Here is a 14169-nt window from a genome sequence, read left to right on the forward strand (position 1 = left end):
TGCGCTCGGGCCCGCGGCGCCTATAGTCCGCGCGCAATCGCCCCCCGCCGAGCCAGAGCCAAAATGACCCGCCAGAAAAAAGAAATCAAACGCGTCGTCCTCGCCTATTCCGGAGGGCTCGACACCTCGATCATTCTGAAATGGCTGCAGACGACCTATGGCGCGGAAGTCATCACCTTCACCGCCGATCTCGGTCAGGGCGAGGAGCTCGAGCCCGCACGCGAGAAGGCGCTGCTTCTGGGCGTCAAGCCTGAAAACATCTTCATCGAAGATCTGCGCGAAGAATTCGTGCGCGATTACGTCTTCCCGATGTTCCGCGCCAACGCCCAATACGAGGGGCTTTATCTGCTTGGCACCTCGATCGCGCGTCCGCTCATCGCCAAGAAGCAGATCGAGATCGCTCGAAAGCTCGGCGCCGACGCCGTGTGCCATGGCTCGACCGGCAAGGGCAACGACCAGGTCCGTTACGAACTCGCTTATTATGCGCTCGAGCCCGACATCCATGTGATCGCGCCGTGGCGCGAATGGGACTTCGTCTCGCGCGCCGATCTCATCGCCTTCGCCGAAAAGAACCAGATCCCGATCGCCAAAGACAAGCGCGGCGAAGCGCCGTTCTCGACCGACGCCAATCTTCTGCACACGTCTTCGGAAGGGAAGGTGCTCGAAGATCCGACCAACGAGACGCCTGATTACGTCTATTCGCGCACCAGCAATCCCGAGGATGCGCCGAACGAGCCGCAATATGTCACGATCGACTTCGAGAAGGGCGACGCCGTCGCGGTGGACGGCGTCAAGCTTTCGCCTGCGGCGCTGCTCGCCAAGCTCAATGAGCTGGGGCGGCTCCACGGGATCGGGCGACTCGATCTTGTCGAAAATCGCTTCGTTGGCATGAAGTCGCGCGGCATGTACGAGACGCCGGGCGGCGCGATTTTGCTCGTCGCGCATCGCGGAATCGAGAGCCTGACGCTCGACCGCGGCGCCGCGCATCTCAAAGATGAGCTGATGCCGCGCTACGCCGAACTGATCTATAACGGCTTCTGGTTCGCGCCGGAGCGCGAGATGCTGCAGGCCGCGATCGACAAGAGCCAGGAGCATGTCACGGGCCGCGTGCGCATCAAGCTCTACAAGGGGTCGGCGACGCTTGTCGGTCGCGAAAGCCCCTGGTCGCTTTACGATCAGGACCTCGTCACTTTCGAAGAAGGCGGAACCTACGATCAGCGCGACGCGGAAGGCTTCATCAAGCTTAACGCGCTGCGGCTGCGCACCTTGGCCAAGCGCGCCGCGCGGGGGGCGAAGCAATAACGAACCGCGCGGATGATTTTTTCGCGGAACGCTTGACGCTTCCCTCTCCCGCGCAGCGGGGGAGGGTAAGCGAGGGGGAATATATTCGAGCCGAGCGCACACCGCATCGCGCCCTCTCCAACTCTCCCCCGCTGCGCGGGAGAGAGAGCGATTGCGCGGCGGAGAAACGCGTGCCGCTGGATCGAGACGCAGCTGCGCTCATGCGCGCGCCGTCGCGCACGCTTACCTCGATCGCCGATCTGGTCGACGCGCGCCTCATGAGCGAGGTCAACGGTCTCGATCAGGTGGCGCAGCGCTACAGCATCGCCGTCACGCCGGAAGTCGTGACGCTGATCGACCGCGCCGATCCGAATGATCCGATTGCGCGACAGTTTATCCCCGATCTTCGCGAGGCCGCGATGACGCCGCAGGAACGCGCCGATCCGATCGGCGACGATGTCCATTCGCCGCTGCCGGGGCTCGTGCATCGCTATCCCGATCGCGTGCTCTTGAAGCTGCTGTCCGTCTGTCCCGTCTACTGCCGTTTTTGTTTCCGGCGCGAGACCGTGGGGCGCGGCAAGGGCGATCTGCTGCCCGAGCGTCACGTCGCGGCGGCGCTCGACTACATCGCGCGGCGACCACAGATTTTTGAAGTGATCCTCACTGGCGGCGATCCCTTGATGCTGTCGGCCCGTCGCCTCGGCGCCGTGTCGCGCCGCCTCGCCGAGATCCCGCATGTGCGGCTGTTACGCGTCCACACGCGCGCGCCGACGGTCGCGCCCGATCTCGTGACGCGCGAGCGGCTTGCCGCGCTTCGCGAAAGCGGCAAGACGCTTTTCATCGCCTTGCATGTCAATCATGCGCGCGAATTGACCGAGCCGGCGCGCGCGGCGATCGCTCGGCTGCGCGAGGCAGGCGCAGCTCTTCTCTCCCAGACCGTGCTGCTCAAGGGTGTCAATGACAACGTCGACGTCTTGGAGCGGCTGATGCGCGATTTGGCAGGTTTGGGCGTTCGGCCCTATTATCTGCACCATCCAGATCTCGCGCCGGGGACCGCGCATTTTCGGCTCAGCCTGGCGGCGGGCAGGCGAATCTACGCAGAGCTCTCGCGCCGCGTGACCAGCGTTGCGCTGCCAGCCTATGTGCTCGACATCCCCGGCGGGTTCGGCAAGGCGCGGGTCGCCGAGGGCGCCGCCGCGCCGGACGGGCAGGGGGGATGGACCGTGGTCGACCGGAACGGCGACAAGCGGTCCTACCGCGATGAACTCGAACCGCCGCAAGATTGACCTTTCGCCCGCGTGCTCGAAACCGATTTGATCGGCTCGCTCCACTCAAGGAATGCATGTGCGCATACTGACGCTCCTGATCGCCATCCTGATTGCGACGTTCGCCCTTACAGGATCGCGCGCCGACGAAGCGCCGGCTTCGATCGAACAGTTCAACGCGCGTCTCGATCGCGCGCGCGCCACGCTGGACGAGGTGCAGAAGGCGCTTGAGTTGCCCGAGCTTTCCGACGCCGCGCTGCGCAGTCTGCGCGCGCGTATCGAACCCTTGCCCCACGAACTCGAGGAAACGATCGAAAAGCTGACGCCGCGCCTTGCCGCGATTGATGCGCGGTTGAAGGAGCTTGCGCCCGCCGCCGCAAAACCCCAGGAGCCGCCAAAAGAGGCTCCGAAAGCGCCCGAGAAGCCGGCGGAGTCCAAGCCCCAGGGCAAACCCGCTGTAAAGAACGGCGTCGCGAAGCCGCCGCCGGCGAGAGGGCCGCCGGTCGCCGCGCCCGAAGCGACGCCGAATGGACCCGAATCTTCCGACGCGGGCGCGCGCGTCAGCGCTGACGCCGAACTCGAAGAGCAGCGTCGTCTGTACGACGCGGTCGACGCGACTCTGAAACGGGCGCGCGCCATGTTGCTCGAGACGCGGCAGGTCGCCGTCACGATTGTCGCTCGCCAGCGCGGACTCTTTGCGAAGAATCTATTTCTGCGCACGAATGGTCTTTTCTCTCCTTCGCTGTGGCGCGCCGCGCTCGACGGCGCGCCCGCCGCGATCAGCGATTCTGCGAGCTTTCTTTCCGACCGAACGGCGAATGTCGTCGATCGCGTCAACAGCGGCCGACGCGCGCAGTTTTTCGCCGTAATTTTTCTGATCGCAGCGAGCGTCGCCTTGGCGCTCTTCATGGCGCGACGCGTCGCCCGGCGTTCGGAAGACGAGTCCGCTCCGACGCCTTTGCGCAAGGCCGCCGCCGCCGGATGGACGGCGCTCGTCATCTCGGCCGCGCCGGTCGCGGCGGTCGGAGCGTTAAGCCTCGCCTTCGACGCCTACGACCTTATTGACGCCGCGCTCGAACCGATCTGGCGACGCTTTGTCGAGGGCGTGGCGCGAATCGCCTTCGCCTACGCCATCGCGCGCGCGGTTCTTGCTCCCGCGCATCCGAACTGGCGGCTGATTGATCCCGGCGACCGGCTTGCGAAACGTCTCACGCAGCTCGTCACCCTGGCTGCGGTGACACTTTCCGTGGCGCGCTTCCTCGAGCAATTGGAAGAGTCCGTGCAGGGGGGCCTTTCGCTCGTGATCGTGACGCGCGGCCTCGGCGTTATGATCGTCGCGGCGCTCATCGCCGTCGCCCTCTTCAGTCTGCCAAGCCGAGTCGAAATCGAGGAGGGCGCCGCTGTCGCCACCCCCGAGGGTCGCGACTGGATGAGCGCCGCGCGTTTCTTCGGCGCGCTTATCGTGCTCGTGCTCGTCGGGGCGTGCGCGGCCGGCTATGTCACATTCGCCAATTTCGTCATTCTGCAGATCGGCTGGACGGCGGCCGTGCTGGCCATCCTGTATGTCGTCGTCACCCTTTCGCGCGGCGGCATCGAGGCGGCGCTTGCGCCGACGAGTATCCTCGGTCGTAAAATGATCAGCGGTCTTGGCGTGCGCCGTGACCAGCTCGCGCCGCTCGCCGTGCTCCTGTCCGGCGTCGTCACGCTGCTCTGTTTCCTCGCCGCGGCGTTGGTGGCGCTCGCGCCGCTCGGCTACGAGTCGGGCGATTTCCTGGGCAATGTTCGCTCGGCGTTCGTTTCCTTCAAGATCGGCGACGTCACGATCTCTCCTTCGAGCGCGCTTGTGGCGATGCTGCTCTTCGCCGCGGCGCTTGCCGCGACTCAGGGGCTGCGGCGCTGGCTTGACAGGCGTTTTCTGCCGCTCACCCGGCTCGATCTCGGTTTGCGCAACTCCATCAGCGCGACGCTCGGCTACGCCGGCTTCATTTTCGCGGCGGCGCTCGCACTGTCCTATGTGGGGCTCGGGTTCGAAAAACTCGCGATCGTCGCCGGCGCCCTCTCGGTCGGCATCGGCTTTGGCCTGCAATCGATCGTCAACAATTTCGTCTCCGGCCTCATCCTGCTCTGGGAGCGCGCCATTCGCGTCGGCGATTGGGTCGTGGTCGGCGACGAGCAGGGCTATGTCAAACGCATTAATGTCCGCTCCACCGAGATCGAGACCTTCGATCGCGCGACGATGATCGTGCCGAATTCGAATCTCGTCGCGGGCGTGGTGAAGAATTGGCTGCGCGGCGACAAAGTCGGCCGCATCAAGATCGCCATTTCGCCCCATGCCGGCGTCGACCCGGAAAGAATGCGCGACATTCTTCTTGCGGCGGCGCGCGCGCAGGAAGGCGTTTTGCGGATTCCCGCGCCGCAGGTGATGTTTCTCGGCATGGAGGCGAACGCCTTCAAATTCGAACTTTGGTGCTACGTCGAGGACGTCGAGCAGTCCGCGCGCGTGCGCAGCGATCTGCACTTCGATCTTTATCAGCGGCTCAATGAGGCCGAGATTTCGATCGGCCTGGCTGCAGCGGCGGCGCAGACGATCGTTCACATGCCACAGTTCACGGAACTCGCTGCCGCTGCCGCCGCGGGCGCCCTTGCAGTCGAGGCCAATCGGGCGCGCGGCAAGAGCGAAGATGAGCAAACCGAACGGTCCGAGGCCTCGAAAGAGGAGGCCGCGACGCCGGACGATGCGCAAGCGAAGTAACTCCTGCCATTCATTGTTTCTCAAACAATGAGGAGCGAGATGCGTTTAATGTTTCCGTCGCCTCTTCCTCGCATCGCCATTCTCCTGGCGTTCGGCGCGCTTGCCGGCTGCAACGCCGGACAAGAGCCTGCGACTCGGGCGACCGAGCCGGAGCCGCCGATGTATCGCTCTCTGGCGGCGGCCGGCGCGCGCGTCGATCCCGTGACGGCGCGCGATATGATCTCGCTTTATCGACGCAACAGCGGGCTCGGCGCTCTGACGCTGGATGACGGGCTGCAGCGTGTCGCGGAGACGCAGGCGCGGGACATGGCGCAAAGTGGGGATCTTGCGGCGCGCGGCGAACTTGGCGACCGCCTCGCCGGCGCGGGCGTTCAAACGCCGGCCGCCGTGGAGAACGTATCGGCGGGCTATCGCACGCTGGCGGAAGCTTTTTCCGGCTGGCGCGATTCCGCGCCGCATAATGCGCGCATGCTGGATAAGCGGGTGAAACGGATGGGCATCGCGACGGCGTATGCGGCCAGCGCGAAATATAAAGTCTATTGGGCGCTCGTTCTTGCCGACTGAGGTCAGGCGCGGACCCGGCGCCCGCGCTTGCCGCCACCCGGCGGCGCGCGGCATGATTCTGGAGCGGGCTTCGCCGCTTCATTGACGAGAGCGTCGTCCACCCGCACATAGCGCACGCCGAGAAAGAATAGGATCTGCGCGTCGCGCTGCTGCACGACGTTGCGTATCGACGCCCCCCTCGTGCGCGGCTGGAAGGCGATGACCTTCCCCATGGCGATTTCTCCAAGCTCGTTCCGCCGACGATGAATCAGCCGTCCCTGACGATTAGGAATTGGCGAGGGTTAATGCTCCGTCAACGACCGGATGCTAAATTTTCTGCGAGTAGCGTAAGAGTTTGAGCGGTGAAGTGATGGGCGCCGATAGGGAACAGCGTCGGACGGTCGACGCGTCGCTGCTTCGAGCGGTCGTCGATCAGTTTGTCGAGCGATCGATGCATCCGACGGCCGACCTCCGGCAGTTCGAACAGCTCGCGCTCGGGCTCATCGACATTGTCGATGCTGAAACAGTGGCCCGCGCGGCGCTGCCGCTCTGCTTCCATCCCGAAACGCCCGCCTCGATTTTCGCGCGTCTTTTTGACAGGGGCGGCGCTGCGGCCGCGCTTGCTTTTCAATTCACGCCTAAGCTCGCGCAGCGGGACATGATCGCCACCGCCGAGCAGGGGCCGGCGCAATTCGCGGCGGCCGTCGCCCGCCGCCGCGACCTCGATCGAGAGACGATGCTGGCGCTTGCCTCGCGTCGCGAGGGCGAGGTGCTTCGCGCGCTCGCCGGAAATCTCGCCGCGCATTTTGATTCGGCGTCCAGGCGCGCACTGGTCATGGCGGCGCGCGATGATCTGACGCTCGCGCGCATGTTGCTCGATCGCGACGACCTGGATCTCGATCCAGAACCGCTTTTCCTTGCGGCGAACCGGCTCGAGCGCACGGCCATCGTGCTCAACGCCTGTCGCCAAATATTGGCGAGCGGCGCGACCGAAGCGCCGCTTCGCGCCGACGGCGCTTTCGTCGAGAAACTGGAAGCCGCGGCGCAACGCCATGATCGCAATGCGATGGCCGCTCTCCTCTCCGAGGCGCTCGAGTGCCGAAAGGATCGGGCGCGCGCGCTCGTCGTCGATCATCTCGGGGAGGCGCTCGCTCTGGCGCTCAACGCGATCGGCGTCCCGCTCGAATCTGCGACGAGCATCTTTCTTTGCGCCGAGTCTGGCGTCGCCCATGACGTCGAGGTCGTGCGGGCGTTGCTCGGCGTGATGCGCTCGACGCCGCAGCGGGCGGCGGCGCGCATCGTAGGCGCAATGACCGGCGCGGCGCGATCGGAGCGTGAGAATTCTCGCCGTGCGGCGCGAGAAGATCCGGGCGCGCTGACGCGCCGCCGCGCCGCGCCGCAGCAGTCATTGGCGCGGCCATCGCGCAAATTCGATCAATCCGCTTAGAGCTTCCCGACGGCATGGAATCATGTGATCGGAACCTGCGTTAAGCGGCGAGGTCGACGAACACGCGGCCGTCAGGATCCTCGATTTCGACGATCCAAAGGTCCGGGTCGAACATGATCTCGCGCTTGAGCCTCTGCTCGGCCTCCGCTGGATCGAGCCAGTCGCCCGCATGGACGCGCGCGAATAGTCGATCGACTCCCTCCGGCGGCTCTTCGCTCTGCGGGGCAGGGCCATAGACCGCGGCGCGTCCGTCAAGCCGATCGAGCTTTACAAAGATAGCGCCGGCCTCGGCGGCGCCGCGTCGGCGCAGCATGGCGACCGCGCCCTGCACCTCAGCCCGGCGGATCAGCGCGGAGACGAATATGTCGGACCTCAGTCGCATGGGCGCAAACTAGCGCTTGAGCGGCGTGATTGTCGAACGCGCGCGACTCAAGGGAGCGGGAGGCGGGAGCGCGCCGCGAGCTGTTGCAGCAATTTCGGCGTGATCCGGCCTTTGACCGGAAGGCCGGCGTCGCCCTCGAACTTCTCCAAAGCGTGGCGCGTCGCGCCGTTGAGAACGCCGTCGGAGCGCACCACATAGCCGAGCTTCAGGAGCGCGCGCTGCGCATAAAGAACGTTTTTGTCGACAGGCGCAGTCTTGTCGGCGCTGGCCGCCTTGTCGGCTTTGTCGACCTTGTTGGCGCTTGCCTTAATCGGTGGCGGATCGCCGACGATCAGCAGGCCGATCGCGTCCCGCTTCTTGTCCGCGGCGTGCGGCGGATCCGCTTTCGCCGGCGCGCTCTTGCCCCCATCGGGGCTTTTGGCGACGTCAAGCTTTTCGATCTTGTTGGCGATGGGGTCTTTCGGAGTGGCGCGCGCGGGCACATTCGCGTCTCGCTCGATCCGTGCGGATTCAATCACGGCAGGTCGCCGCGCCGGCGGCGTCGGCGCGCCCAGGACCGCGTTCGAAGGCGGAGACGAGAAGAGCGGCGCCGGATGTCGTCCGTCCTGGAGGAACAGCGCGTTCATGGGCACGCCGATCGCCGCCACGGCGGCGATGCCGAGGATAAGCATGACGCCGATTCGCTTCGCGCCGAACACGCGCGCAAGGACTGAGCGACGACCATTGCGTCGTCCGTCGCGCGGCGGAGCGCGATCGGCGGGGGAAGCCTGAAAGCGAGAGGCGTAGAGCGAGGCGTCACGCAATTTTCTTCACCGTTGCTGGTTCTACGCCGACGCCGACGGCCGCGCTTGGCGGCGCGCCAAGTCGCGCGATCGTTGCGATTCTTGCCGGAGCGCGGGTAGCGCCGCTGTTACGGCAGTCGAGCGGCAGGCGCACGGAAACCGCCGTGCCGGCCTGCGGTCCGCTTTCGATGGCGATCGAGCCGCCGTGCAGACCCACGAGTCCGCGCACCACGGAAAGTCCGAGGCCCGTCCCCTCATGCCCGCGTTCAAGCGAGGCGCGCGCCTGAAAGAAGGGATCGCCGAGCCGCGCAAGATCGCCTGCGGCGATGCCTGCCCCATCGTCGGCGACGGTGACGACGACGTGATTTCCTTCGGCCTGAAGCAATAGCTTGACCGTGCCGCCACGCAGCGTGAATTTCAGTGCGTTCGAGAGCAGGTTGATCAGGATCTGCCTGCAGCCGCGCTTGTCGGCGACGATCTCGCCAGGGGCTTCGGCATATTCGCGCGCGAGCGTCACGCCCGACTGATCGGCCTTCAGCTGCATCATGTCGCAGCACTGATCGGCGACGATCCGCAGATCGAAGGACTCAACGGCGATTTCCATGGCGCCGGATTCGATCTTGGACATGTCCAGGATGGAGTTGACGATCTCGAGCAGATGGTGGCCGGAGTCGCTGATGATTGACGCATATTCCCGCTGTTTGGCGGGTTCGGAAGGCGCAATCGCGTCGGTCGCCAACATTTGAGAGAAGCCGATGATGGCGTTGAGCGGCGTGCGCAGCTCGTGGCTGACATTGGCGAGAAGGCGCACGTTGCGGGTTGCAGCGCGCTCGGCTGCCGCGTGAGCCGCCGCGAGCGCGATATCGGCTTCGAGCGTGGCGTTTACGTCTCGCAGGGCGCAGAGGACGGCCTCCGCCGCGCATTCTTCGCCGTTTGATTGAGCGCGGCGCACGCGGGCCTCGAAAGAGTTGAAAACGGGCGCGACGAATTCACTGGAAGCATTGCGCGCAACGCCAACCTGAACGCGAACGTCTGCGGTCGCCACCGCCTTGCCGTCGACGGCGTCGGAGACCGCCTTGAGGAAGCTCGGCCGGTCGGCGACGTGAATGCGCTTGAAGAATTCGCGGCCGATCAGATCGCGCTTGAGATCAAAGACGTGGCGTCCGTCGCCCAGGACCGCGTTGACGACGCCGGCGCGATCGAGGTGCAGCAGGATGTCGCCAACGGCGCCTGTCAGGAGCATGAGGTCGCGGTCGTTGCGCGCTTCGGCGCGGGCGCGAGCCTGCTCGACCCGGACGGCGCCGAAGACGAGAGCGGCGATATAGAGAAATAGCGGCGCTCCGAGAAGCATGGTCGTCGTTGCATGTTCGGTCAGCAGTTCGCGCGGCGCCCGCAGATTGAGACCGGCTGTCAGCGCAAGGGCGGCGATGGCGACCACTTCTATGACGATGACCGCGCCGACGTCCGGCGTCAGGGCAGCCTCGATGAGCGCAACGAGCAGCAGCGCGATTGAAAAGGCGTCATAGCCCGGCATTAGCGCGTGGATGGCCGTCGCCATCGCGAGCCAGCCGCCGATCGAGAGGCTCCGCGCGACGCGCAAATCTCCCGCGCGCGACAACACGATCACGGAGGCGAGCGGGATCTGCGCGAGAAGGAAAAGGACGCAGTCGCTTGTCGTCGGCGCGCCATGGAAGAAGAGAAACAGCGGCGCCGAGAGCAGGACACAGGCGGTGACGACGAGCCGAGCAATGATGAACGCCCGATGACGCGCCTCTTCCACCGGTCGTCCGGCGACCCGCTCATGCAATGCGGCGTCCACGCAAGACCGGTCGTGGCTGTCCTCGGCGATGCTACTCAAGGCGTACGCTCCCTATCGGCAATAGCGATAGCAGGGCGTCCTTAAGCAGCCGCTAAGCCGATGCGAAAGCTTCATCCGTTGCTCGGCGACGCATCGACATGGTTTGCATTTTATTGCCGTAACTCTCAGGGAAAGAATCGCAGGGAAAGATTCGATGGAGCGTTTACGAAGGCTCAACCTGGCGGCCACATCACTTACAAAGAAAACCGCTTTGCCTGATGGAGACGAGTGTTGGTTTTTCTCGCCAAATGCGCGATTTGCATTCTCCTCGTCTGCGTCGCCCTGCAATGGCGGGCGGATCACGCGCCAGTTGCGCCGAAAAACGCAGCCGTCCGCGCTTCTGCGCCGCAGCACGCGGCTGGCCTCGTACAGGACGCTATCGAGAAAGCGTCCGCGCTGATTCGCGCCGGCGGCGACGCGCTCGCCGGCGCGGCGCGCGATAAATGTCTGGCGGCGCCGCGCGACTGCCTCTCGGCGGCGCAGCGCGTGCAGTCTGCCGCCGGTCGCGCGCAGTAACAGCCAATCCACGAGGGTAGAGTGTGCAATAGCCGCGCTGCTGCGCCGGTTTTGCAGAATCAGTTTTTTGACACTAAACATGTTTGCGCTTGGCGCGCGATTTTGAGGCCGAACCGCCACCGAGGCCATTCCGTTTTTTGCTCGCGCGACCCGTTCGCACATCGCGAGCCATCCTCTCCCTAAAGGAGGCGGCCATGTCCGAAGAAACTTCATCGCAACCCGAAGATACGGTTTCCCGCTCCGAACTGACCAATCTGCAGGAGCAGCTCAAGGCGACGCGCATGGAGCGCGACCGGCAGATTTTCGAGAAGTCTGAGATCGTCGCGAAGGCGAACGCCTACGCCAAGGAGCGCGACGATGTTCGCGACAGCCTGGCGGCGATGACCGCGGAGCGCGACCGCCTCGCCGCGGAGAACGCCGGGGCGTCGACGAAAGCGCTTGAGACCTCCCGGCAGCTCGAAGCCGCCAATTGTCGGGCCGACGAGGCTGCGGCGGAGGTCGTGCGGCTGCGCCACGCGATCGCCACCGCACCCTCATCCGATCCCGCCGTCGTGCTGTGGAGCCTCATTTCGGAAAAGACCAGGGATGGCGTCGCCTGGGTGAGAGGCAAGATTCCCGCCGACAGCGCGGCTTTGCCCTGGTTCGACAAGACGGTCTCGCTCGTGACCCAGGTCGGCTGCATGGCCGTGAAGGCGGCGGACGCCTTCATCCGCTGGGCCGTGCCCAAAGCTATCGAGCTTTTTAACAAGGGCAAGGCGGAGCTCGAGGCGCGGATGGAGAAGAAATAGCCTTCCAGAAGGCTCCGGCCCGCTCCCTGGGGCGCCCTGCGTTCGAAATGGCGCTGGGCGCGGGCTGACGCGCCCTTTCATTCCTTGGCGGGCGCTGCTATCCCCGCGCACATGACCTCCCACAAGATCGAAAACATCCGCAATTTCTCGATTGTCGCGCATATCGACCACGGCAAATCGACCCTGGCCGACAGGCTCATTCAGGAGACAGGGACGGTCGCCGCGCGCGACATGGTCGAGCAGGTGCTCGATTCGATGGATATCGAGCGCGAGCGCGGCATCACGATCAAGGCGCAGACGGTGCGCCTCAACTACAAGGCCAAGGACGGCAAGGATTACGTCCTCAATCTGATGGACACGCCGGGCCACGTCGACTTCGCCTATGAGGTGTCCCGCTCGCTGAAGGCCTGCGAAGGCTCGCTGCTTGTCGTCGACGCCTCCCAGGGGGTCGAAGCGCAGACGCTCGCCAATGTCTATCAGGCGATCGACGCCGGCCATGAGATCGTTCCCGTCCTGAACAAGATCGATCTGCCGGCGGCCGAGCCCGACCGCATCAAGGAGCAGATCGAGGAGGTGATTGGACTCGACGCCTCGGGCGCGGTGCTCATTTCGGCCAAGACCGGCATCGGCATTCCCGACGTGCTCGAGGCGATCGTCACGCGCCTGCCGCCGCCAAATGGCGACGAGAAGGCGCCTTTGAAGGCGCTGCTCGTCGACAGTTGGTACGACGCTTATCTCGGCGTCGTCGTGCTGGTGCGAATCTTCGACGGAACCCTGAAGAAGGGTCAGAAGATCAAGATGATGGCGACCGACGCCCATTACGAAGTGGATAAGATCGGCGTCTTTCGTCCCAAAATGCAGGATGTCGCGTCGCTTGGTCCCGGCGAAGTTGGTTTCATCACGGCGCAGATCAAGCAGGTGGCGGATACGCGCGTCGGCGACACGATCACCGACGACAAGAAGCCGACCGCCGAGGCGCTGCCGGGCTTCAAGCCGGCGCAGCCCGTGGTGTTCTGCGGACTGTTCCCCGTGGACGCCGCCGACTTCGAGGATTTGCGCGCGGCGATCGGCAAGCTGCGCCTCAACGACGCCAGCTTCTCTTATGAGATGGAGACATCCGCCGCGCTCGGCTTCGGATTCCGCTGCGGTTTCCTGGGCTTGCTCCATCTCGAAATCATTCAGGAGCGGCTGCAGCGCGAATTCGATCTCGATCTCATCGCGACGGCGCCGTCGGTCATCTACAAGATCACCTTGACGAATGGCGACGAGATCGAGCTGCACAATCCCGCCGATATGCCCGACGTCGTGAAGATCGAAGAGATCAAGGAGCCCTGGATCAGGGCGACGATCCTGACGCCCGACGACTATCTCGGATCGGTGCTGAAACTCTGTCAGGACCGGCGCGGCGTGCAGGTCGATCTCAATTACGTCGGCAAGCGCGCCATGGCGGTCTACGATCTGCCGCTCAACGAGGTGGTGTTCGATTTCTATGACCGGCTGAAGTCGATCTCGAAGGGTTATGCCAGCTTCGATTATCAGATCACCGACTATCGCGCCGGCGATCTCGTCAAGATGAGCATCCTCGTCAACGCCGAGCCGGTCGACGCGCTCTCCATGCTCGTGCATCGCACGCGCGCCGATGGACGCGGCCGGCAGATGTGCGAGAAATTAAAAGAGCTCATCCCGCCGCATATGTTCCAGGTGCCGATTCAGGCGGCGATCGGCGGCAAGATCATCGCCCGCGAAACGGTGCGCGCCTTCCGCAAGGACGTCACCGCGAAATGCTATGGCGGCGACGTGACCCGCAAGCGCAAGCTCTTGGAGAAGCAGAAGGAAGGCAAGAAGAAGATGCGCCAGTTCGGCCGTGTCGAGATTCCGCAGGAAGCCTTCATTGCCGCGCTGAAAATGGAGGAGTAATGACGGCCGCCGATCCGACGGCTCTGGATCTATTGCAAGCGGATTTCTCAGAGCTTTTCATCCAGCTTTCGGAGATCGAGCGGCGCATTCGCGAACGCATCACGGAGCATGCCGTCGGCAATAGATTAAAGGGCAATGAGCGCGTCGGTTGGCTCGGCGAAGTATATGGAAAGACGCTCTTCGGCGGTTCATTGGTCGGCGATCAGCACGAGCACGATTTCGAGACCCCTGCCGGCTGGCGCGTTTCGGTCAAGACAAGAAAAGGCTGGGGTAAAGGCTGGAAGCAAACAAGCCCTATTCCGACCTACGACGGCGATCAGTGCCCCACTCATCTGCTGTTCGTCCATCTCGACGACCATTATGCGATCGATCGCATTTGGCTTTTTTGTTGGAAAGAGTTAGTTGAGGCGCAACGATTCAAGGTGCACAAAGTTCGTGGGATGCATCGTTCTTACGTGTTTAGACTGGCCGAAAGGCGCGATGCTCCGAACATCGTATATCCGCGATCTTCGATCAGCGGCTTTTCGGAGACGAATCATCTTCTGAACAGCCCTTGCAACGCCGAGCGCCTGCGCGCTGCCATCCAGGAACTCGACGCGGGGCGTGGAAAAGAGCGCAAGCTCGTTGAATGAAGTTCG

13 protein-coding genes are annotated in these 14169 nt (G+C 64.3%); 9 read left to right on the top strand and 4 right to left on the bottom strand.

Annotation, left to right across the window (positions count from 1 at the left end; translation table 11 throughout):
* The first annotated feature begins 63 nt into the window (after positions 1 to 63).
* The 4 genes from ACR65W_RS15345 (at position 64) to ACR65W_RS15360 (ending at position 5862) form a co-directional block, all read left to right on the top strand.
* Positions 64 to 1302: an argininosuccinate synthase gene (locus tag ACR65W_RS15345; protein WP_434500396.1), complete on the top strand. Its 1239-nt coding sequence runs from the start codon at positions 64 to 66 to the stop codon at positions 1300 to 1302.
* A 200-nt stretch (positions 1303 to 1502) separates the two neighbouring features.
* A complete protein-coding gene (locus ACR65W_RS15350; protein WP_434500409.1) occupies positions 1503 to 2567 on the top strand; it encodes a lysine-2,3-aminomutase-like protein in 1065 nt (354 codons plus the stop codon).
* A gap of 52 nt (positions 2568 to 2619) precedes the next feature.
* A complete protein-coding gene (locus ACR65W_RS15355; RefSeq protein ID WP_434500397.1) occupies positions 2620 to 5298 on the top strand; it encodes a DUF3772 domain-containing protein in 2679 nt (892 codons plus the stop codon).
* Between the two features lie 39 nt (positions 5299 to 5337).
* Positions 5338 to 5862, top strand: a complete 525-nt coding sequence (locus ACR65W_RS15360) for a CAP domain-containing protein (protein ID WP_434500398.1) — start codon at positions 5338 to 5340, stop codon at positions 5860 to 5862.
* A 2-nt stretch (positions 5863 to 5864) separates the two neighbouring features.
* On the opposite strand, the gene ACR65W_RS15365 is transcribed toward ACR65W_RS15360, so the two are convergent.
* The gene (locus ACR65W_RS15365) at positions 5865 to 6074 is read right to left on the bottom strand and encodes a hypothetical protein (protein ID WP_434500399.1); all 210 of its coding nucleotides are present in this window, start codon (positions 6072 to 6074) and stop codon (positions 5865 to 5867) included.
* Between the two features lie 137 nt (positions 6075 to 6211).
* Here ACR65W_RS15365 and ACR65W_RS15370 point away from each other — a divergent pair, with 137 nt between their 5' ends.
* Entirely contained in the window at positions 6212 to 7288 is a 1077-nt protein-coding gene (locus ACR65W_RS15370) for a DUF2336 domain-containing protein (protein WP_434500400.1), read from the top strand.
* Positions 7289 to 7328: 40 nt separating this feature from the next.
* On the opposite strand, the gene ACR65W_RS15375 is transcribed toward ACR65W_RS15370, so the two are convergent.
* The 3 genes from ACR65W_RS15375 to ACR65W_RS15385 form a co-directional block, all read right to left on the bottom strand.
* Positions 7329 to 7670 (bottom strand): DUF1491 family protein, encoded by a 342-nt coding sequence (locus ACR65W_RS15375; protein ID WP_175092558.1) that lies wholly within the window; start codon positions 7668 to 7670, stop codon positions 7329 to 7331.
* A gap of 47 nt (positions 7671 to 7717) precedes the next feature.
* Positions 7718 to 8341: a peptidoglycan-binding domain-containing protein gene (locus tag ACR65W_RS15380; RefSeq protein WP_434500401.1), complete on the bottom strand. Its 624-nt coding sequence runs from the start codon at positions 8339 to 8341 to the stop codon at positions 7718 to 7720.
* 124 nt (positions 8342 to 8465) lie between these two features.
* Positions 8466 to 10310, bottom strand: a complete 1845-nt coding sequence (locus tag ACR65W_RS15385; protein ID WP_434500402.1) for a sensor histidine kinase — start codon at positions 10308 to 10310, stop codon at positions 8466 to 8468.
* 228 nt (positions 10311 to 10538) lie between these two features.
* Here ACR65W_RS15385 and ACR65W_RS15390 point away from each other — a divergent pair, with 228 nt between their 5' ends.
* The 4 genes from ACR65W_RS15390 (at position 10539) to ACR65W_RS15405 (ending at position 14163) form a co-directional block, all read left to right on the top strand.
* Positions 10539 to 10826 carry a hypothetical protein gene (locus tag ACR65W_RS15390; protein ID WP_434502787.1) on the top strand — a complete coding sequence of 96 codons (288 nt, stop codon included), beginning with the start codon at positions 10539 to 10541 and terminating at the stop codon, positions 10824 to 10826.
* Between the two features lie 194 nt (positions 10827 to 11020).
* Positions 11021 to 11614 (top strand): hypothetical protein, encoded by a 594-nt coding sequence (locus ACR65W_RS15395; RefSeq protein ID WP_434500404.1) that lies wholly within the window; start codon positions 11021 to 11023, stop codon positions 11612 to 11614.
* Positions 11615 to 11725: 111 nt separating this feature from the next.
* Entirely contained in the window at positions 11726 to 13531 is a 1806-nt protein-coding gene (gene lepA / locus ACR65W_RS15400; RefSeq protein ID WP_434500405.1) for a translation elongation factor 4, read from the top strand.
* The gene (locus tag ACR65W_RS15405; protein WP_434500406.1) at positions 13531 to 14163 is read left to right on the top strand and encodes a type II toxin-antitoxin system Phd/YefM family antitoxin; all 633 of its coding nucleotides are present in this window, start codon (positions 13531 to 13533) and stop codon (positions 14161 to 14163) included. The genes lepA and ACR65W_RS15405 overlap by 1 nt, the downstream gene beginning before the upstream one ends.
* The last annotated feature ends 6 nt before the right edge of the window (positions 14164 to 14169 follow it).

This window comes from Methylocystis sp. (assembly GCF_051062815.1).
Classification (GTDB): Bacteria; Pseudomonadota; Alphaproteobacteria; order Rhizobiales; family Beijerinckiaceae; genus Methylocystis.

Coding starts and splice junctions, on each gene's coding strand:
- ACR65W_RS15345 (WP_434500396.1), top strand. CDS start 64: ATGACCCGCCAGAAAAAAGAAATCAAACGCGTCGTCCTCGCCTATTCC.
- ACR65W_RS15360 (WP_434500398.1), top strand. CDS start 5,338: ATGCGTTTAATGTTTCCGTCGCCTCTTCCTCGCATCGCCATTCTCCTG.
- ACR65W_RS15370 (WP_434500400.1), top strand. CDS start 6,212: ATGGGCGCCGATAGGGAACAGCGTCGGACGGTCGACGCGTCGCTGCTT.
- ACR65W_RS15365 (WP_434500399.1), bottom strand. CDS start 6,074: ATGGGGAAGGTCATCGCCTTCCAGCCGCGCACGAGGGGGGCGTCGATA.
- ACR65W_RS15380 (WP_434500401.1), bottom strand. CDS start 8,341: ATGCTTATCCTCGGCATCGCCGCCGTGGCGGCGATCGGCGTGCCCATG.
- ACR65W_RS15350 (WP_434500409.1), top strand. CDS start 1,503: ATGCGCGCGCCGTCGCGCACGCTTACCTCGATCGCCGATCTGGTCGAC.
- ACR65W_RS15395 (WP_434500404.1), top strand. CDS start 11,021: ATGTCCGAAGAAACTTCATCGCAACCCGAAGATACGGTTTCCCGCTCC.
- ACR65W_RS15375 (WP_175092558.1), bottom strand. CDS start 7,670: ATGCGACTGAGGTCCGACATATTCGTCTCCGCGCTGATCCGCCGGGCT.
- ACR65W_RS15405 (WP_434500406.1), top strand. CDS start 13,531: ATGACGGCCGCCGATCCGACGGCTCTGGATCTATTGCAAGCGGATTTC.
- lepA (WP_434500405.1), top strand. CDS start 11,726: ATGACCTCCCACAAGATCGAAAACATCCGCAATTTCTCGATTGTCGCG.
- ACR65W_RS15355 (WP_434500397.1), top strand. CDS start 2,620: ATGCATGTGCGCATACTGACGCTCCTGATCGCCATCCTGATTGCGACG.